This window comes from Dermatobacter hominis, from assembly GCF_020715685.1.
GTDB classification, from domain to species: Bacteria; Actinomycetota; Acidimicrobiia; order Acidimicrobiales; family Microtrichaceae; genus Dermatobacter; species Dermatobacter hominis.
The window spans coordinates 1,170,056-1,188,838 of the sequence record NZ_CP085840.1; the positions used below are offsets into that span (position 1 = coordinate 1,170,056).

Consider the following 18,783-nt stretch of genomic DNA (forward strand, 5'->3'; position numbering starts at 1 on the left):
CGTGGCCCACCCGGGCGCGGCGACGCGCATCGCCCGCCCGGGTGGCGACCGCCCTCCGACCCGCCGGCCGGTGCCGCGACCGGCGGTGCTGCTGCTCGCGGCGACGATCCTGGCTGCGGGAGCGGTGCTGGCGAGCTGCGGCTCCGACCCGGAGGCCGGCGGCGAGCCCCGGGGCCCCGGCGCGGTCGAGGGCAACGCGACGGTCGTCCGGGTGGTCGACGGCGACACGCTGGTGGCCGACCTCGGCGGCGCCGAGGAGCGCGTCCGGCTGATCGGCATCGACACCCCCGAGAGCGTGAAGCAGGGGGCGCCGGTCGAGTGCTTCGGCAAGGAGGCGTCGAAGCACACCGGCGAGCTGCTCCCAGAGGGCACGCGGGTCCGGCTCGTGCTCGACGTCGAGGAGCGTGATCGCTACGAACGACTCCTCGCGTACGTGTACCGGGCGTCCGACGGCCTGTTCGTGAACCTGGCGCTCGCCGCCGACGGCTACGCCGGCCTACTGACCTACCCGCCCAACGTGGCCCACACCGACGAGTTCCGTCGGGCGGTCGCCGACGCTCGCGCCGCCGGCGCCGGGCTGTGGGGCGCCTGCGCGGCCGACCCCCCGGTCGACCACTGAGCCGGCCTGCGACCTCGGGTCAGCCGGCGCGCTGGAGGTCGCGCAGCTCGCGCCACCCGATGAGCACGGCACCCGAGCGCTCGACCATCGCCCTCAGCTCGGTGTCGCCGGTGAGCAGGAAGTGGTCCTCGACGCGGGTGGCCCAGTCGGGGGCGAGCGACCGCAGCTCCGAGTGGTCGGTGGCGGGGTGGGCGAAGATCTCGGTCACGCCCGGCCGAAGGTCCTGGATCAACCGCTCGAACGCCGGACGAGCGCCCATCCCGGTCGAGAAGATGAGGTGGTCGGGCGCGATCACGCCCTCGTCCTCCGCGAGCTGGCGGTGCGGGAACCCGGTCAGCTCCTGGGTCGACCACCCCGACAGCCGGATCGGCAGGCCGAAGTCGATCGCCAGGTCCAGGTAGATGTCGAAGAACTCGGGGCGCATCTGGAGCGTCCCCATGTGGGAGTCGAGGTGCGTGACGTCGAAGCCCCAGAGGATCGCCCGCTCCACCTGCGCCCGCAGCTCGCGCCGGGTCTCGTCGAGGTCCGCGTGGTCCCACACGTCGACGACGGTGCGCGGGAACCCGCCGTCGCCGTCGAGCAGCGACGGCGCGACCGTGATCGGCCCCCACCGGTACAGCTCCCACTCGGCGTTGAGCGTCAGGTGCACGCCGACGTCCTCGCCGCGGTAGTGCGACGCGGCCTCGCGCGCCCAGGGGCACGGCACCATCAGCGTGGCCGAGGTCGCCAGGCCGTTGCGCAGCGAGTCGTAGACCCCCTCGTTCGACGAGTGGCACATGCCGAGGTCGTCGCAGTTGACGATCAGCAGCCGGTCGTCCGCGGAGTAGCCGAGGCGTTCGGCGAGCGTGCTCATCGTCCGGGCACCCCGGCGAACAGGTCCGACTCGGGCACCTGGGTGTCGACGAGCGACCGGGCGAGGATGTAGTCGTCGTAGGGGTGGACGTCACGCGCGACGTCGGAGGGCAGGCCGAACCAGAACGGCGAGTCCGGATCGATCTGGGTGGCGTGGGCGAGCAGCGCCTTCTCCCGCACCTGGTAGAAGTCGCCGACGGGGACCCTCGTGGTGATCAGGTCGTCCTGCGAGGCGTCGGCCCAACGTTGCCGCCACGTCTCGTCGAACGGCGACTCGAGCCCGAGCTCGAGGAACTTCTCGTGCATCCCGATCATCCGGGCGCTCGACCAGGCCGAGTAGTACAGCTTTAGCGGCTGGAACGGCTCACCGGCCTCGGGGTACCAGTCGGGGTCCGCAGCCCGGTCGAACGCCGGGATCGTGATGTCGTGCACCCGGAGGTGATCGGGGTGCGCGTAGTGCGACTGGTCCTCGGGATAGGTGACGACCACCTGTGGGCGGTCCCGCCGGATGATGGCGACGAGCTTGCCGATCGCCTCGTCGATCGGGGCGTTCCAGAAGTTGTCGGAGCGCTCGTTCTCGGGCGTGTCGGGCATGCCGGAGTCGTGGTAGCCGAGCAGGTCGACGTGGTCGTAGCCGATGATCTCCGTCGCCCGGGCCAGCTCCTCGCGCCGCACTGCGGCGAGGTTCTCCCGCACGTCGTCGCGATCCATCGCGGGGTTCAGGATGTCTCCGGCCTCCCCGCCCGTGCAGCAGACCAACGTGGACGGGATGCCCTGGGTCTTGTACAGCGCGACGGTGGGCGCGCCCTTCGACGACTCGTCGTCGGGGTGCGCGTGCACGGTGAGCAGGCGGAGGGGGTCGGTCACCCGCACCACGCTACCGGCGCCCGTTCACGGACGAGTCGGCACGGTCGACCAGCGGACGCCGCCCGCCCCGGGGCTGCGGCGCTGGACCCGTGCGGAGATCATCCGCTCCACCAGGCGCCACGCGACCCATCCCGCCGGTGCGGCCAGCACCGCGACCACCGCCGACACCGCGAGGGGGAGCGCCAGGGCCCAACCCGACGCGTTCATGAACCCCAGCGCCGGGATCAGCACGACCAGCGACGCCGGTCCGGAGAGCGACGCGGCGACGACCGCGTAGGAGCCGGGGGTCGACGGCCAGCGGCGTGTCTCTCCGAGGGAGACGAAGCCAGCGACGAGCACGCCGAGGACCAGTCCGGCGACCACGCCCACGATGCCCCCGACGATGGTCCCGAACAGTCCCGACTCGAGGATGCCCGGCCCGGATCCGGGTCCGAACGCGTGGTCGGCGACGGCGACCGCGGTGGCGCCACCACCCACGATGGCGGCGCTGGCTGCCCCGCCGCCCACGACACCGACCGCCGCCCAAGCGCCGACCTGGTCCCACCACGAGCCCCGGTCGACCGCCGCGGTCGGGATCGGACGGGCCCGCACCCCGATGACCACGACGGACACCACCGCGACCAGTGCGCCGACGACCGGGACCACGGTCCACACCAGCGACGGACCGAACGAGACCGACGGCTGTGTCGGGACGTCCTCGCACACGGGGCCGTACGGCACGACCGACATCCGCATCGTGCCGTAGTCGTACTCGCCCCCGCTCGGCATCGTGCAGAACCCGAAGGACAGCGCGGTCAGGAGCCACGGCACCACCAACACCACGACGACGAGCACGAGGGACCCCGTCAGGATCGACGGCGCGAGCCACGGGCCGGGCGCGGCACGACCCCGCCGGCCCGATCGCGTCGTCGTGACCGCTGGACCTCCGGGCCGGTGCTCCCCCACCCCGCCAGTGTGCACGGTTCCCGACGTGATCACGTCGGGAACTCGATGCGACGTGGCGCGTCGCGCTGGCCGAGGCACAACCGGGTCAGCGGCCCGACCACCGGTCGTCGCGCCCGGCGGCGACCGGCTCCCGCTCGCGGTCGGTGCCCGGGTCGGCTCCGCCCTCGCCGCCCGCCTCGGCGTCCGCCCCGTCGTCGTCGCGACGGGTCCCGACCAGGCCGGCCGCGCCGACGAGGCCCGTGAGCGCGCCGGCGGCCAGCGCGGTGCGCCACACCGGCTCCGGCGGGTCGACCTCGACGTCGTCGTAGGGCGTACCGAAGGGGTCGATGCGCTCGTGCCGGCAGGTGGGCCCGAACGGCACGAGCTGCAGCTCGGCGCGCACCTCGGTGCGGGCGAGGCCGTCGTGGGGGCACGTGGACGCGCCGGCCGGCCCGGCGGCCACCACCGCCGCGAGGAGCGTGGCGGTGCACCACACCAGGCCGGCGATCGCCAACCCCGAGAACGCGCCGCGCGCCCGCCCGTGTCCCACGACGCCGAATGGTGGCAGCGAGCGTCGTCGAGGTCGACGGGCGGAACCACCCAGGACGGGAGCGGTCAGAAAGTCGCGGCCGCCGGCGGGCGGAGATCAGCCCCTGAGGGCGGCCCGGAGCGGTTCGAGGTCGATCTGTCCGGTCGGGTCGTCCTCGTCCTCGACCACGCGCCACCCGCAGAGCTCGGCCAGGCGCTCCCGACCCTCGTGCGGGCCGGTGGCGATCAGGTCGTCGCCGGCGGTGAGCCGCACCCAGCCGCGTGGCCGGTACAGGTAGCGGCTGTCCCGGCGGATCGCCAGGATCCAGAAGCCGGGCTCGATGTCGAGCTGCAGCTCGGCCAGCGACTTGCCGTCGACCACCGAGCCGGGGGCGACCGGCACGCGGGTGGCCACGACGTCGGCCTCGCCGAGCGCGATGTTGACGATCGGGTGGACCTCGATGCCGTCGGTGATCAGCCACACCATCTGGGCGGCCTGGTCGCCGATCTCCTCGGCCGCCGCGGCGAGCTGCAGGAGGCCCCGCAGGGGCGACGGGTCGACGTCGTGCTTGGCGGCGCGCAGCACCCAGAGCTGGAGGTGGTCCTTCATCTCGTCGAGCCGCTCGGCCAAGTGGTTGACCTCGGCGGCCAGGCCGGCGTCGCGCAGGGCGAGGGCCGAGTAGGCCAGGCCGACCGCCGCCTCGGACACGTCCTTCATCTCGACGAGCACGTCGACGGCGCGGTCGAGGTCGGTCAGCGCGTCGGGCTCGGGGACCTCGGGCGGCTCCCACGTCGGAGCGGCCGCGAGCTCGTGGAGGCGGGCGATGCCGGCGGGCGACCCTCGCAGGAACAGCACGTCGCCGGGCATGAGCACGACGTCGCCGTCGATCTCCTCGATCATCCACGAGCGGCCGCGACGGATGGCCACCACGCGCATGCCGCACTGGACCGGGATCTCCAGATCCTTCAGCGGCCGGTGCGCCAAGTGGGATCCCTCGCGGATCCACACGCGGTGCGACACCTCGTCCGCGTTCGACAGGTCGGCGATCAGCTCGTTCGGGATGCCGAGGCGGTGGGTGACGATCCGGGTGATGTCGACCGCGGCGTTGCCGATGCCCTCGATCGCCGAGATCACCTGCAGGACCGACGCCATGCCCTCGGCCTCTGCCGGTCGGCGCACGGCGAGGATGCAGATCGCCCTCATCTCCTGCGTCAGGTCGTTCAGCTGCTCCTCGAGCTCACCGAGCTCGTCGGCCATGCCGGGATCGTTGAAGTAGACGGCCGCGTAGGCCAGGTCGACCATGATCTCCGAGGTGTCCTTCGCCTCGGCGAGCATGGCCTTGAGACTTCGCGGTCGGTCGTCCATATGGGACAGAAAGGATAGGTCCACCGGTGGGTCGACTGGCCGAAATCCCCGGGTTCTCGTGACATCCGTGCGTCGTCAGCACCGTCTCGTGGCGTCAGAAACGGTCACATGACGACGGCGAGCTGGCGCACGTCGGCGAGCAGCCGACCCGTCGAGTCCCACACGGAGCCGTGCTCGACCAGGTAGCCGTCGCGTGCGACCGGGCTGGCGAAGCGCACGAAGCACCAGGCCGACTCCTCGCCGTCGGCCGACGGGCCCGCCAGCGAGTCCGACGGCCGGCCCCGGAAGTGGACGGTCAGGTCGACGGTGGGCACCGCGAGCTGCTCGGCGGCCCGGCTGAACACCGGCGGCATCCACGCGTCCGACATGGCGACGAGCACCATCTCGTCGACCACCGGCGACTCCTTCAGCCGGAGCCAGCCCCCGGTCTCCGCGGTCGCGCCCGGCTCGCCCGCGAACGGAACCCCGCCGAAGCCCCACCGCATCTCGTAGCGGGCCCGCATCGGGATGTCGCGCTCGGGGTCGATCGGGGCGGGCTCGATCTCGGACCACCGTGGCACCGTCGACCCGTCGAGCGCCCGGGGCAGCCCGTCGGTCTCGTCGAACTCGAGCGAGCCCTCCCGGGGCGCGCCGACCGCCACGAGCGCCAGCACGAGCAGGCGGCCGTCCTGGGTCATCCGGGCCGAGACGTTGCTCACGCTGCGCCCGGCGCGCTCGATCGTGACCTCGACCTCGACGTCGCCCTCGGTCGGCGGCCGGAGGTAGTGGAACGTCGCCGAGATCGGCCGGCGCGAGGGGTCGGCGACCTCGGCGACGACGGCCCGGAGCAGGATCGCGGCCACGTAGCCGCCGTTCGGGCCCAGCACGATCCACCACGCCGGTGAGATCCGGGCGCGGTAGCGGCCGTCGCCGAGCGCCTCGACCGCGGTGTCGCGCTCGAACTCGGTGCCGCCGCCGCGCACGATCGCCGATGCGGACGAGGAGTGGGTCATCGGGCGAACTCCCAGCGCCCGCCGTCGCGGGTGGTCTTCAGGATCCGGCGGGCGACCGTGTGGATGTGGACCTCGTCGGGGCCGTCGTAGATCCGGCCGAAGCGGGCCGCCCGGTACATGAAGCTGAGCGGCGTGTCGTCGGTGAGCCCGGCGGCGCCGTGCACCTGGATCGCCCGGTCGATGACGTTGTGCAGCATCCGGGCGCCCACGACCTTGATCGTCCCGATCTCCACCCGGGCCTGCTCGCCCCGGTCGATCGCCGCCGCGGCGTGCAGCGTCAGCATCCGGCACGACTGGATCTCCGCGTACGACTCGAAGACGTGGGCCTGCATCAGCTGCTTCGCCGCGAGCGGCTCGCCGAACGCGGTGCGGGTGTTGAGCCGCTCGCACATCAGCTCGAACGCCCGCTGCGCCTGCCCGAGCCACCGCATGCAGTGGAAGATCCGTCCGGGGCCCAGTCGCTCCTGGGCGATGACGAACCCGTGGCCGCGCGGGCCGAGCAGATTGCTCGCCGGCACGCGGACGTCGGTCAGGCGCAGCTCGCAGTGGCCGCCGCGGATGCCGAGCACCGGCGTCTCGCGCACGATCTCGTAGCCGGGCGTGTCGGTCGGGACGATGATCATCGAGTAGGCGAGGTAGGGCGACACGTCGTCGTCCTCGGTCCGGCACATCACGGTCGTGTAGGCGGCCCGGTTGGCACCGGTGGTGAACCACTTGTGGCCGTTGATCACCCACTCCTCGCCGTCGAGCTCGGCGCGGGTCCGCAGCTGCGTCGGATCGGAGCTCGCGACCTCGGGTTCGGTCATGGCGAAGCTCGGCGACACCTCCGCCTGCACGAGGCGGGCGAGGTACGCGTCGCGCCACTCGGGCGACGCGTACTTGTTCAGCATGATCGAGTCCTGGAGCGTGTAGGTGCCGAGCGCGATCTGGCCGAACTCGCTGCGGCCCTGCACCTCGTTCACGTACACGTAGTCCATGAACGGCAGGCCGCCGCCGCCGAGCTCCTTCGGGTGGCCGAGCGCCCAGAGCCCCTCGGCCTTGGCCTGCGACTGCAGCGAGCGGATGAGCTCGACCGCCTCGTCGCCGCCCTCGTGCAGCACCGGCTCGGCCGGCTCGACGCGCTCGCGCATGAAGGCCTCGACCTCGTCGCGGACCCCCCTGACCTGTTCCGGCACCTCGAAGGTCATGTCCGTCCCCCTGATCTGGTGGCCGTCGGCCCTCTCGGACCGGGTCGACCGCGGCTGTCCGACGTCCGTACCCGCCCCGTGGAGGCGGATCGACCCGAGTACGTTGTTCGCACCGACCCGACGGGTCGTCCGCACACGGACCGGGCGTTCCCGGACGCATCGAGAGGATGCCATGTCACGCAACCCGATCCTGACCGACAAGGCGTTCGGCCTCGAGGGGTCGAGCGGCTCCGGAGGGCTGTCGCCGGCCCAGGAGTGGGAGCGCGCCCAGGGCATGCAGGGCGGGGCAGGTGCCGCCACGCCGCCGGCGCACGGTGCGATCACCGGCGGGCTGGCCGGCGGTGGCGCGACGACCGGCACCTCCGGCGGCGCGGACGCGGCGCTCGGCTACGGCGGCCGGACCGGCATCCCGACGGCGACCGACGGCAAGGTCATGACGATGGGCGGCGTCGCCGCCGCCTCGCTCGTCCTGTTCGCCTTCCTCTTCGCCGCCGCCATCTTCGGCTGGCAGTCGGTGACCGTGGTCGAGGACCCGCTCGGCCGCGTCGACCAGAACGGCAACCCGGTCTTCGAGGCCACGATGCAGCGACCGTGGCTGCTGTTCGTCGCGCTGTTCGCCGCGCTCGGCCTGGCCATCCTGACGGCCTTCAAGCCGAAGCTCGCCCGCATCACCGGCATCGGCTACGCCATCTGCGAGGGCTACGTCATCGGCGCCATCTCGGCGTTCTACGGCGCCCAGTTCCCCGGCATCGTCGCCCAGGCGATCGTCGCCACCCTCGGCGTCTTCCTGATGATGCTGGTGCTCTACGGGCTGCGGATCCTGCGGGCGACGCCCCGGTTCGTGAAGGGCGTGATCGCCGCGACGTTCGGCATCGCCGTGGTCTACGGCGTGATGCTGATCGCCAACCTGTTCGGCGTCGGCGAGGGCTTCTGGACCAGCGGGTCGCCGCTCGGGATCGTGATCAGCCTGGTGGTCGTGACCGTGGCCGCCCTCAACCTGATCCTCGACTTCGACTTCATCGAGCGCGGCGTCCAGCAGGGCCTCCCCCGCTACATGGACTGGTACGGGGCCTTCGGCCTGCTCGTCACGCTGGTGTGGCTGTACCTGGAGATGCTGCGGCTGCTCGCCCGTCTCCGCCAGTGACCTGACGAGCCCTGCGGTCGCGGGCACGGACGGCGTCAGTTGCCGTTCGTGCTCCAGTGCCAGGGCTCCGACGGCAGGTTGTAGAAGCCGTAGCGGGGTGCGTTGGCGGCGAGCCAGATGAACGCCGGGTCCGACCGAGAGGTGATCAGGCGGCCGTTGGACTGCAGGTCCATGGCCAGGCCGCGCTCGTGCATCGACGTGCCGGGGCGCGCGGTCGGCGGGGTGCACTGCGACGCGGGCATCTGGTAGATCGCGTAGTCCGACGTGCCGCAGTGGGCGCGGCGCAGGGCGATCTGCTCGGACGGGTCGCGGAAGCCGCCGCCGCTGAGGTTGATGCCGGCGGCCCGCGCCGCGGCGATCAGCGCGGAGACCTGCCCGGCGATCGACTTGTGCACCCAGATTCCCCCGGCCTTGGTCATGTCGGACCAGGAGGCGAGCGGCGGCACGTTGACCGGCGGCGGAGTGGTCGTCGGCGGCTTCGTCGGCGGCTTGACGGTGGTGGTCGGGGCCCTCGGCGGCGTGGTCGTCCCGGGCGACGGACGGGTGGGGGTCGTGGGCGTGGTCGTGGCCGGTGACGACGAGGACGCGGGGCCGCTCGAGCGCAGCGCGACCTCCTGGGCGGTCAGGTCCTTGGCGGCGGCCGAGTCGACCGATCTGAGCGCGGCGGCCTCGGCCAGCTTCTGGTCCAGCCGGTCGTCGAGCTGCGAGGCGAGGCGGGCCTGGGCGGCCCGGGCGGAGCGCAGCGACGCCACCTGCTCCTCGGCCCGGTCGACCTGCGCCTGGGCGTCACGGGCGGCGGCGTCGGCGACGGCCCGGTCGTGCTCGGCGACGGCCTTGGCGGCGACCATCGTGTCGACGACGCGACGACGGCGATCGGCCACGATCTCGAGCACGTCGGTCGCGTAGGCGGCGTCCTTCGTCTCCTGGATCGACATCGTGCTCAGCGCGTCCTGCGCCGGCGGCCGGACGAACGCCTCGACGGCGTACGAGCGGACCTGGTCGGCGGCCTCCTCGGCGCTGCGGGCCGCCTCGTCGGCCTTGGCCTGGGCGGTCGTGGCCGCGGCGCCGGCGGCGTCGACGCGGGCCTGGGCCTCGACCGCGGCGGTCTCCGCGGTCCGGATGCGGGCGTCGAAGGTGGCCACCTCGGCGAGGACCTGGTCGCGGTTCGCGGTCAGGACGTCCGTGGACTCGGCGGCGGGCGCGGTCGTGGGCGCCGGCGCGGTCGTGGGCGGAGCGGTGGTCGCCCCGGCGGCGGGCGCGGTCGTCGTCGGCCCGGTGCCCTTGGCCCCGCTGCCGCCGGAGGCGTCGGCGGCGCCGGGCAGCAGCGCCACGGCGACGAGCACCGGCAGGAACGTCGTCAGGACGGCCGCGGCCAGGCCCCGGCGGGCGGATCGACCGCCGGCACCCCTTCGCTCCCCGCGGCGGACCACGGGTTGATCAACGACGCGAAGGACGGCCACGTTGACACCATCGGCAGATCGACGGGCGCGTTGAAGAACGCGAGGCGGTCAACGGTCACCAACCCACCCGCCCCTGGCCCGCCGGCCGAGAGGCATGGGCTGGCCCACCGGCCGAGAGGCATGGGCTGGCCCACCGGCCGGGAGGCATGGGCTGGCCCACCGGCCGGGAGGCTGGGAGCGTGTCGGCGCGGCGCGGGATCAGCCGCCCAGCAGGTTGCCGAGCATGCCGCCGCCCGAGGACTGCTGGGCGTTCTGCTGGGCGCCGCCCTCGACGACCGACTCGGAGGGCTGGACCATCACGTAGCCCTGGCCGCCGAAGGCCATCTGGACGAGCTCGCCCGTGCCGCCCCGCAGCATGGACTTGAGGCCACCGGTGTCGACCCGGACGTCCATGCTGACGCCGGAGGTCCACAGCACGACCGCCTCGGCGTCCGCGTAGGTCGGCGCGCCGGACACGTCGAGGCACACCGGGTCGCCCTTGGTGGTCACCGCCACGTAGCCGGTCCCGCGGAGGCTCACGTTGAACATGCCGCCCGCCATCATCGAGGCCCGCCCGGCGTTGACCCGGTGGATGTCCCACTCGATCGACGACGAGAACGCCAGCACGTTGTTGCCGTTCACGGAGACCATGTCGTTCTCCAGGTAGAAGAGCTGGATCTCCGAGGCGAGGTCGGCGACGAAGAGCTCGCCGGTGCCCTCGGCGACCATCATGTTCACGCCCTCGCCGGTCAGCTTGGACTTGAGCATCTTGTTGAGGCCGCCGGAACCGGTGTTCGTGAACCGGACGTCGCCCTGGTAGGCGACCATCGAGCCGAGCTTGGCGTTCACCGGCCCGTACTGCATCTGGATCTTCAGCATCTTCTTGTTCTGGAGCGTGAACGGATCCTGGCCGGTGGTCTCCGCGTACTCGGTGAAGAGCGAACCGTGGATGGGCATGGGTGGGTCTCCTGTGCGCACGAGTGGGTGGCGGGCGTCTTCCCATCGCCACGGTAGCGGCGCAGGTCGGTCGACCGGTGCGTGTCCGGGACGGGTTCAGCGGAAGTCGCGCGACGGCGTGCCGACCGCGACCTGCAGCGGCGAGACGTGGTGGGCGACCACGTTGACGACCCCGTCGGGGCTGCGCTCGAGCTTGCCCCGGACGACCAGTGCGGCGGCCGAGCGCAGGACCGTGCGGAATCGCGTCCAGCACCCGATCGAGCACACGATGTTGATGAGCCCGGTCTCGTCCTCGAGGTTGAGGAAGGTCACGCCCGACGCCGTCGCCGGGCGCTGGCGGTGCGTGACGACGCCGGCGACGCGCACGATCGTGCCGTCGCGCTCGTCGCGCAGCGCGGTGGCCGGCAGCACCCCCTCGCCGTCGAGGCGCTCCCGGAGGAAGCGCGTGGGGTGGCCGCCCGGCGACACGCCGGTGGACCACAGGTCGGCGACGGACTCCTCCCACTCGTCCATGCCCGGCAGCCGCGGCGCCTCCATCCCGACGACCACACCGGGGAGCCGGTCGGCGCCCGCCCGCGCCGCGGCCCCGGCGGTCCAGATGGCCCGGCGCCGGTCGAGGGGCCGGCCGTCGGACCCGTCGAAGCAGCCGAACGCGCCGGCGGTGGCCATCGCCTCCATCTGCGCCGTGCTGAGCCGGACCCGCCGGGCCAGGTCGCCGACGTCGGCGTACGGGCGGCCCTCGGCGATCTCGGCCGCCAGGTCGTCGCCGATGCCCCGCACCGACGAGATGCCCAGCCGCACCGCCGGCCCGCCCCGCCCCCAGGTGGCCGGGTCCCCGTCGTCCCGCTCGCGGGCCCCACCACCATCCCCGCCCGCTCTGTTCCCAGATCCTGGGGTGTTCGCCCCAGGTTCTGGGAACGAAGCGGGCGGCTCGAGGGTGGCGTCGGCGGCCGAGGCGTTGAGGTCGGGGGTGCGGACCTCGACGCCGTGGTGGACGGCGTCCTGGGTGAGCGACTGCGGCGAGTAGAAGCCCATCGGCTGCGCGTTGAGCAGCGCGGCGCAGAACGCGGCCGGGTGGTGGTACTTCAGCCACGACGACGCGTACACGAGGTAGGCGAAGCTCACCGAGTGCGACTCGGGGAAGCCGTAGTTGGCGAAGGCGGCGAGCTTCTCCCACACCGCCACCGCGGTGTCGCCGGTGATGTCGTTGACCGCGAGCCCGTCGAAGAACCGCTGGCGCAGCTCGGCCATGCGCCGCTGCGACCGCTTGGACGCCATGGCCTGGCGGAGCTGGTCGGCCTCGGACGGGCTGAAGCCGGCCACGTCGATCGCCATCTGCATGAGCTGCTCCTGGAACAGCGGCACGCCGAGGGTCTTGGTGAGCGCGGGCTCGAGCAGCGGGTGCAGGTACGTGATCGGCTCCTCGCCCTTGCGGCGCCGGATGTACGGGTGCACCGACCCGCCCTGGATCGGACCCGGGCGGATGAGCGCCACCTCCACCACCAGGTCGTAGAAGCAGCGGGGTCGCAGGCGGGGCAGCGTGGCCATCTGCGCCCGTGACTCCACCTGGAACACGCCGACCGAATCGGCACGGCACAACATGTCGTAGACCGCGTCCTCCTGCGGGATCGCGGCCAGGTCCACCTCGATCCCCTGGTGGTCCCGGAGCAGGTCCAGGCAGCCGTGCAGCGCGCTGAGCATGCCCAGCCCGAGCAGGTCGAACTTCACCAGGCCGGCCGCCGCGCAGTCGTCCTTGTCCCACTGGAGCACCGAGCGGTTCTCCATGCGGGCCCACTCGGTGGGGCACACCTCGACGACCGGCCGGTCGCAGATCACCATGCCGCCCGAGTGGATGCCCAGGTGCCGGGGCAGGTCCTGGAACCGCTCGGCCAGCGCCAGCACCGGTCCGGGGATCGACACGTCGCGCTCGGCGGCTCCCCCATCGACACCACTCCCGCCCGGCGACGGCACCCCGCCCCAGCGGTCGAGCTCCTTGGACCAGGCGTCCTGCTGGCCGGCGGCGAAGCCCAGCGCCTTGGCGGCGTCGCGCACCGCCGAGCGCGACCGGTACGTGATGACGTTGGCGACCTGGGCGGTGTGGGAGCGGCCGTAGCGGTCGTAGACGTACTGGATGACCTCCTCCCGGCGGCCGGACTCGATGTCCAGGTCGATGTCGGGCGGGCCGTCGCGCTCGGGCGACAGGAACCGCTCGAACAGCAGGCCGAGGCGGACGGCGTCGGCCTTGGTGACCCCGAGCGAGAAGCACACCGCCGAGTTGGCCGCCGAGCCCCGGCCCTGGCAGAGGATGTCGGCGCGCCGGCAGAACTCGACGATGTCCCACACGATCAGGAAGTAGCCGGGGAACCCGAGCGCCTCGATGAGGTCGAGCTCCCGGTCGATCTGCGCCCACGCGCCGGGCACGTCCTCGGCCCGGCGGGACCCGTAGCGGCGGGTGGCGCCCTCCTCGACGAGGTGGCGCAGGAAGCGGGCCTCGGTCATGGGGGCGCCGGTCGGGTCGTCGGGGTCGGGCGGGCAGGGGTAGGGCGGCAGCTCGGGGGCGACCAGGCGCAGGTCGAACGCGCAGGAGCGGCCGAGCTCGGCGGCCGCCCCGACCACGCCCGGGTAGCGGGCGAAGCGCCGGGCCTGCTCGGCGCCCGAGCGCAGGTGGGCCTGGCCGCCGGCGGGCAGCCAGGCGTCGAGCTCGTCCAGGCTGCGCCGGGCCCGCACCGCGGCCAGCGCCGCGGCCAGGTCGCGCTCGGCGGGCGTGGCGTGGTGGACGTTGTTGGTGGCGATCGGCTGCACCCCCGCCCGCACGGCCAGCTCGGCCAGCGCGTCGTTGCGGGCCGAGTCGAGCGGCTGGCCGTGGTCCCACAGCTCCACGAAGGTGTGCTCGGCCCCGAACGCCGCCACCAGGCTGCGCAGCTCGCGCTCCGCCGAGGCCGGGCCGTCGTCGACGAGCGCGGCGGGGACCGTGCCCTTGCGGCAGCCGGTCAGCACCGCCCAGTGGCCGCGGGCCCGACCCGAGGCCGCCTCGGCCAGATCGGCGAACGAGACCTGCGGCCGGCCCTTCTCCCCCGCCATCTGCGCCTGCGACAGGAGCGACGCCAGCCGGGCGTAGCCGACGGTGTCCCGGGCCAGGACCAAGAGGTGCCGCCCGGACGGGTCGGCCGGGCCGGGCCGGGCCTCGGGGGCGTTGAGCGTCAGCTCGGCCCCGAACACCGTCGGCAGGCCGAGCGCCCGGGCCGCCTGCGAGAAGCGGACGACGCCGTAGAAGCCGTGGTGGTCGGTGATCGCCAGCGCGTCGAGCCCCAGGCGGGCCGCCTCCTCGGCCAGCACCTCGGGCTGGGACGCGCCGTCGAGGAACGAGAACGCCGAGTGGCAGTGCAGCTCCGCGTACGGGACCCGCTCGCCGCCCTCCCGGGCACCACGGCCGAGGTCGGCGGGCGCCCGGTACTCCTCGCGGTGGCGCGACCAGGCCGGGCTGTCGCCGCCGTCGCCCGGGTGCGCGGGCTCGCGGTGCCGACGGGCCATCGGGTCGTCCGCCCACCAGTCACTTGCCGAGCCGCGGTCCGAGAGGCGGCGCTCGATCTCGGACCAGGGGACGTCGGGGTTGTTGAAGCCCACGTCCGCAGGCTATCGAACACACGTTCGACCGGCGAGGGCGCTCCCCCGACCCGCTCTGTTCCACCGGATCGACGTTCCAGCGTCGATGCGGTGGAACAAAGCGGCGGGAGCGGGACCGTCGGCGGCGCCTCCGGCCTGGCCGTCAGCGGTGGCCGCGGACCAGCCGGCGGTTGGTGAAGCCGGCCAGCACCCACACCACGCCCGCCAGGCCCGGCGCGACGGCCGCGACGGGGATCGACACGAGGAACGTCGCGGGCATGGCCCACGCCGAGCGCAGGGCCCGAGCCCGCTCGTCGGGGGTGAGCGCGTCGCTGAGCAGGTCCTGACGCGCCGCGTACAGGAACAGCGCCGAGAGCCCGAGCGCGGTCAGCCCGGCGATCACCGAGTACACGACGGCCGTGGCCGGGATGAGGAAGTCGGAGAACAGCAGACTGGCGAACGGCAGCGACGCCAGGGCCATCAGGTGCATCAGGTTGTACGCCGGCAGCGACGCGCCGTGGCGCGTGATGACCAGGAAGTACCGGCAGTGCGCGATCCAGAACAACGAGATGACCACGAAGCCGAGCAGGTAGCCGGTCACGAGCGGCAGGACGTCGCGGTGCAGGGCCTCGAGCAGGTCGACGTTTGACGTGATGCCGGTCCGAGCCGGCACGCGGAGCTGGATGACCACGACCGTCATGGCGAACGCGTAGACGTTGTCGCTGAACCCGGTGATGCGGGCCAGCGACTGCAGCTGGCGCCCCGAGGACCCGACCGACGGTGCCTCGTCGTCGTCGACCCGCACGTCGTCGTCGAGCGAGCCGACGTCGGCCTCGTCGATCCGGCCCAGCTGGCGGCGCACGACGAGCGACCCGACCAGCAGGAGCGGCCAGCCGAGCCCCATCAACCCCGGCTGCAGCAGCGACAGCGCCCCGGCCACGAGGAACGAGCCGGTGAGCACGACGCAGCGCCACAGGAGGATCGTCACGGCACGAGGCGGGACCACCTCGGCGAACGCCCCCCGGGCCCGGCTCCGGGCGATGATCGCCGCGAGCAGCCCGCCGATCACCGCGACGTCGAGGCCGAGCAGCACGTGCGGGACGTTGAGCGACCGGAAGTCGCCGCTGAGCCGGCCGAGGAACGGCAGGACCACGACGCAGAACAGCAGCGCGAAGTTGGCGAACACCGTCCAGCCGTCGACACGGCGCAGCAGGCCGAAGATCCGGTGGTGCTGCAGCCAGACGTAGCCGACGAGCACGAAGCTGCCGACGTACGCGGCGTAGCCCGCGGCCTCGGCGGTCAGGAACCGCTCGACCTCGTGCCGGGTCGCGTCGGCGGCGGGGATCGCGGCGACGACGGCCTGGATCGTGATGGCCACCGCGAACACGCAGTCGCTGACGCCGCGGAGGCGCGTCATGTCGTAGCGCACCAGCGTCCGGTCGCCGCTCGGGGAGGTGGCGGTCATCGCCATCCACCTCTGATCGGCCGCCCGACCCCCGCCCTCCAGCGTTCCGGGCCGCGATCCCGGGGGAATCCGCGCCTGCGCCGACCGGCGCGGTGCGTCAGCGGCTGTAGAAGCGGGGCGCCCGGAACCCGGGCTGGATGTCGGGCTTCCCCTTGCGGGACGTCCAGCGGTACTGCGCCGAGATCCGGTCGCCGACGGCGACGCCGCCCTGCACCTTGGGCACCGCGTGCAGCCAGTCGGCCTGGCACCGGCCGCCCATCACGATGAGGTCGCCGCCGGCCGGGAACAGGTCGAACGTGCGGCCGGTGTCGGCGACCATGTCGTCGTCGTGCGCGGTGCGGCGCTCGCCGATCGGCCGGAGCATGAACGAGCGCTGGGCGCCGAGGCTGAGGACGCCGATCACCGTGTCCTCGAGCCAGCGCATCTCCCGGTCCCGGTGGAACCCGACGCTGTCGGCGGCGTGGCGGTACCGGGCCATGGCGACGGCGTCGAACGGCACCCGGTAGCGGTCCGACAGCCAGTCGGACACCTCGACGAGGGCGGGGTGGCGGTTCGCACCCGACTGGCCACCGCCCATCCGGGGCTCGTCGACATAGCGCTCGTACCGGTACACCCGGGACTGCTGCCAGCGCACCGTGACGAGCAGCTCGTCGTGGACCTGCTGGGCCCGGGGCACGAGCCCCCGCACCACGTCGACCCACGAGCCGCGGCCGAGGTCGATCCGCTCGACCTCGGCGTCGGGGGCGAGCCAGCGCTCGCCGGCCGCGGCGCCCTCGGAGGGGGCGTCGGGACCGGCGTCGGAGCGGGTGGCGGGAGCGGGTGCGTCCACGGATCGGACCGTACCCCCCTAGCCTGACGATCCGTGAGCGCGACCACACCGAACGACGCCGGCACGACCACCGACGAGGGCGGCACCCCGCCCGACGCCGACCTGACCGCGGCCGAGGTGGCCTGGGACCTCGAGCCGCTGCTCGACGGCACGACCGTCGACGACCTGCTCGACCGGTCCGACGTCCTGGCCGACGAGCTGGCCAACCTGCGCGGCACCATCGGCGAGCTCAGCGCCTCGGCGCTCGCCGACGCCATGCACCGCTCGGCCGAGCTCGAGGAGCTGCAGGGCCGGGCCGGCTACTACGCCATGCTCCGCTTCTCCGAGGACACCCAGGACCCCGAGCGCGGCGCGCTGATGATGAAGGTGCAGGAGCGGGGCACGGCGATCGCCTCGAAGCTCGTGTTCTTCGAGATCGAGTGGGCCGCCCTGCCCGACGAGCGGGTGGAGGAGCTCCTCGCCGACCCGGTGCTCGACTTCTGCGCGCACCACCTGCGCTCCGCCCGCCGCTACCGCGACCACCTGCTGAGCGAGCCCGAGGAGGTGCTGCTCACCGAGAAGTCCGTCTCGGGCGCCGGGGCGTGGGTACGCCTGTTCGACGAGCTGACGTCCGCGATCACCATCGAGCTCCCCGCCGGCCTCGGCAGCCAGGAGCGGGGGGAGGACGCGGACCCCACCGGCGTGACCACCGTCGGCCTCGAGCAGGGCCTGTCGCTGCTGCAGCACCCCGACCGCGGGGTCCGACAGCAGGCGGCCGCCGCCGTGACCGAGGGGCTCGCCCCCGGCCTGCGCACGCGGGCGTTCGTCTTCAACACGCTGCTGCTCGACAAGTCCACCGACGACCGGCTGCGGCGCTACCCCAGCTGGATCTCGTCGCGGAACCTGTCGAACGAGGCCACCGACGACTCGGTGCAGGCGCTCGTCGACGCCGTCGTGGCCCGCTACGACATCGCGCAGCGCTGGTACCGCCTCAAGGCGCAGGTGCTCGGGCTCGACCGGCTGGCCGACTACGACCGCATGGCGTCGGTCGCCACCGACGAGTCCGAGATCGGCTGGCGCGAGGCGTCGTCGCTCGTCCACGAGGCGTACGCCAGCTTCTCGCCCGAGCTCGCCGAGATCGTCCAGCGGTTCTACGACCAGGGCTGGATCGACGCGCCGGTCCGGCCGGGCAAGCGCCCGGGCGCGTTCTGCGCCTACACGGTCCCCTCGCACCACCCCTACCTGCTCCTCAACTGGACGAGCCGCAACCGCGACGTGCTGACGCTCGCCCACGAGCTCGGCCACGGGCTCCACGCCTACCTGTCCCGCGGCCAGGGCGTCTTCCACCAGTCGACGCCCCTGACGCTCGCCGAGACGGCGTCGGTGTTCGGCGAGACGGTCACCAACAACGCCCTGCTCGCCCGGCTCGACGACCCGAACGAGCGGTTCGCGCTGCTGGCCTCGACGCTCGAGGACTCGATCGCCACGGTGTTCCGCCAGGTGGCGATGAACCGGTTCGAGGACGCGGTCCACACCGCCCGCCGCGACGAGGGCGAGCTGTCCGTCGAGCGCTTCGGCGAGCTGTGGGCCGGGTCGCAGGAATCGATGCTCGGCGACTCGGTCGAGATCACCGAGGGCTATCGGACCTGGTGGAGCTACATCCCGCACTTCATCGGCACGCCGGGCTACGTGTACGCCTACGCGTACGGCCAGCTGCTCGCGCTGTCGGTGTACGCCCGCTACCAGGAACGAGGGGCGTCGTTCGTCCCGTCGTACCTGGAGCTGCTGTCGGCGGGCGGGTCGCTCGAGCCCGCGGAGCTCGGCCGGATCGTCGACTGCGACCTCGAGGACCCCGGGTTCTGGGACGCCGGGCTCGCCATCGTCGAGGGCCAGCTCGAGGCAGCCGAGGCCGCCGCACGCGCCGCCGGCCGGCTCTGAGGCGCGACGCCGGCGGACCTCCCCGGTCCGGGCCCGCCGGAGGGTGAGCCGGGACCCCGCCGGAGGGTGAGCCGGGACCCCGCCGGAGGGCGAG

General features: G+C 73.3%; 15 protein-coding genes. 3 read left to right on the top strand and 12 right to left on the bottom strand.

Translation table 11 applies throughout. The annotated features are described in order from the left end of the window. Position 1 precedes the first annotated feature (1 nt). On the top strand, positions 2 to 619 hold the full coding sequence (locus LH044_RS05460) for a thermonuclease family protein (RefSeq protein WP_227758788.1): 618 nt from the start codon (positions 2 to 4) through the stop codon (positions 617 to 619). A gap of 19 nt (positions 620 to 638) precedes the next feature. On the opposite strand, the gene LH044_RS05465 is transcribed toward LH044_RS05460, so the two are convergent. The 7 genes from LH044_RS05465 to LH044_RS05495 all read right to left on the bottom strand — a co-directional run bounded on the left by LH044_RS05465 (position 639) and on the right by LH044_RS05495 (position 7,335). Further along, positions 639 to 1,472, bottom strand: a complete 834-nt coding sequence (locus tag LH044_RS05465; protein ID WP_227758789.1) for a polysaccharide deacetylase family protein — start codon at positions 1,470 to 1,472, stop codon at positions 639 to 641. Further along, the gene (gene mca / locus LH044_RS05470; RefSeq protein ID WP_227758790.1) at positions 1,469 to 2,338 is read right to left on the bottom strand and encodes a mycothiol conjugate amidase Mca; all 870 of its coding nucleotides are present in this window, start codon (positions 2,336 to 2,338) and stop codon (positions 1,469 to 1,471) included. The genes LH044_RS05465 and mca overlap by 4 nt, the downstream gene beginning before the upstream one ends. A gap of 24 nt (positions 2,339 to 2,362) precedes the next feature. Then, positions 2,363 to 3,172 carry a hypothetical protein gene (locus tag LH044_RS05475; RefSeq protein ID WP_227758791.1) on the bottom strand — a complete coding sequence of 270 codons (810 nt, stop codon included), beginning with the start codon at positions 3,170 to 3,172 and terminating at the stop codon, positions 2,363 to 2,365. A 196-nt stretch (positions 3,173 to 3,368) separates the two neighbouring features. Further along, the gene (locus LH044_RS05480; protein ID WP_227758792.1) at positions 3,369 to 3,812 is read right to left on the bottom strand and encodes a hypothetical protein; all 444 of its coding nucleotides are present in this window, start codon (positions 3,810 to 3,812) and stop codon (positions 3,369 to 3,371) included. A 96-nt stretch (positions 3,813 to 3,908) separates the two neighbouring features. Continuing rightward, positions 3,909 to 5,156, bottom strand: a complete 1,248-nt coding sequence (locus tag LH044_RS05485; RefSeq protein ID WP_227758793.1) for a potassium channel family protein — start codon at positions 5,154 to 5,156, stop codon at positions 3,909 to 3,911. Positions 5,157 to 5,260: 104 nt separating this feature from the next. Beyond that, positions 5,261 to 6,148 carry an acyl-CoA thioesterase gene (locus LH044_RS05490; protein ID WP_227758794.1) on the bottom strand — a complete coding sequence of 296 codons (888 nt, stop codon included), beginning with the start codon at positions 6,146 to 6,148 and terminating at the stop codon, positions 5,261 to 5,263. Further along, positions 6,145 to 7,335, bottom strand: coding sequence for an acyl-CoA dehydrogenase family protein (locus LH044_RS05495; RefSeq protein ID WP_227758795.1), 1,191 nt, complete (start codon positions 7,333 to 7,335; stop codon positions 6,145 to 6,147). Before LH044_RS05495 ends, LH044_RS05490 begins: the two co-directional genes overlap by 4 nt. Positions 7,336 to 7,507: 172 nt before the next feature. Between LH044_RS05495 and LH044_RS05500 the strand changes: the two genes are divergently transcribed. Further along, on the top strand, positions 7,508 to 8,479 hold the full coding sequence (locus LH044_RS05500) for a Bax inhibitor-1/YccA family protein (protein ID WP_227758796.1): 972 nt from the start codon (positions 7,508 to 7,510) through the stop codon (positions 8,477 to 8,479). Positions 8,480 to 8,514: 35 nt separating this feature from the next. Here LH044_RS05500 and LH044_RS05505 read toward each other — a convergent pair whose 3' ends face one another. The 5 genes from LH044_RS05505 to LH044_RS05525 form a co-directional block, all read right to left on the bottom strand. After that, complete coding sequence (locus LH044_RS05505; protein WP_227758797.1) at positions 8,515 to 9,909, bottom strand: M15 family metallopeptidase; 1,395 nt, start codon at positions 9,907 to 9,909, stop codon at positions 8,515 to 8,517. A 228-nt stretch (positions 9,910 to 10,137) separates the two neighbouring features. Then, positions 10,138 to 10,875, bottom strand: a complete 738-nt coding sequence (locus LH044_RS05510) for an AIM24 family protein (RefSeq protein ID WP_227758798.1) — start codon at positions 10,873 to 10,875, stop codon at positions 10,138 to 10,140. 96 nt (positions 10,876 to 10,971) lie between these two features. Continuing rightward, positions 10,972 to 14,499: an error-prone DNA polymerase gene (locus LH044_RS05515; RefSeq protein WP_227758799.1), complete on the bottom strand. Its 3,528-nt coding sequence runs from the start codon at positions 14,497 to 14,499 to the stop codon at positions 10,972 to 10,974. Positions 14,500 to 14,641: 142 nt separating this feature from the next. Continuing rightward, positions 14,642 to 15,943 (bottom strand): TMEM175 family protein, encoded by a 1,302-nt coding sequence (locus tag LH044_RS05520; RefSeq protein WP_227758800.1) that lies wholly within the window; start codon positions 15,941 to 15,943, stop codon positions 14,642 to 14,644. A 97-nt stretch (positions 15,944 to 16,040) separates the two neighbouring features. After that, a complete protein-coding gene (locus LH044_RS05525) occupies positions 16,041 to 16,772 on the bottom strand; it encodes an alpha-ketoglutarate-dependent dioxygenase AlkB (protein WP_227758801.1) in 732 nt (243 codons plus the stop codon). 33 nt (positions 16,773 to 16,805) lie between these two features. On the opposite strand from LH044_RS05525, the gene LH044_RS05530 reads away from it, so the two are divergent. Then, positions 16,806 to 18,689 carry a M3 family oligoendopeptidase gene (locus tag LH044_RS05530; RefSeq protein ID WP_227758802.1) on the top strand — a complete coding sequence of 628 codons (1,884 nt, stop codon included), beginning with the start codon at positions 16,806 to 16,808 and terminating at the stop codon, positions 18,687 to 18,689. Positions 18,690 to 18,783: the final 94 nt, after the last annotated feature.

Excerpts from the sequence above, each read along its gene's own strand:
- LH044_RS05510 (WP_227758798.1), bottom strand. The coding sequence starts at position 10,875 with ATGCCCATCCACGGTTCGCTCTTCACCGAGTACGCGGAGACCACCGGC.
- LH044_RS05495 (WP_227758795.1), bottom strand. The coding sequence starts at position 7,335 with ATGACCTTCGAGGTGCCGGAACAGGTCAGGGGGGTCCGCGACGAGGTC.
- LH044_RS05485 (WP_227758793.1), bottom strand. The coding sequence starts at position 5,156 with ATGGACGACCGACCGCGAAGTCTCAAGGCCATGCTCGCCGAGGCGAAG.
- LH044_RS05520 (WP_227758800.1), bottom strand. The coding sequence starts at position 15,943 with ATGACCGCCACCTCCCCGAGCGGCGACCGGACGCTGGTGCGCTACGAC.
- LH044_RS05490 (WP_227758794.1), bottom strand. The coding sequence starts at position 6,148 with ATGACCCACTCCTCGTCCGCATCGGCGATCGTGCGCGGCGGCGGCACC.
- LH044_RS05500 (WP_227758796.1), top strand. The coding sequence starts at position 7,508 with ATGTCACGCAACCCGATCCTGACCGACAAGGCGTTCGGCCTCGAGGGG.
- LH044_RS05465 (WP_227758789.1), bottom strand. The coding sequence starts at position 1,472 with ATGAGCACGCTCGCCGAACGCCTCGGCTACTCCGCGGACGACCGGCTG.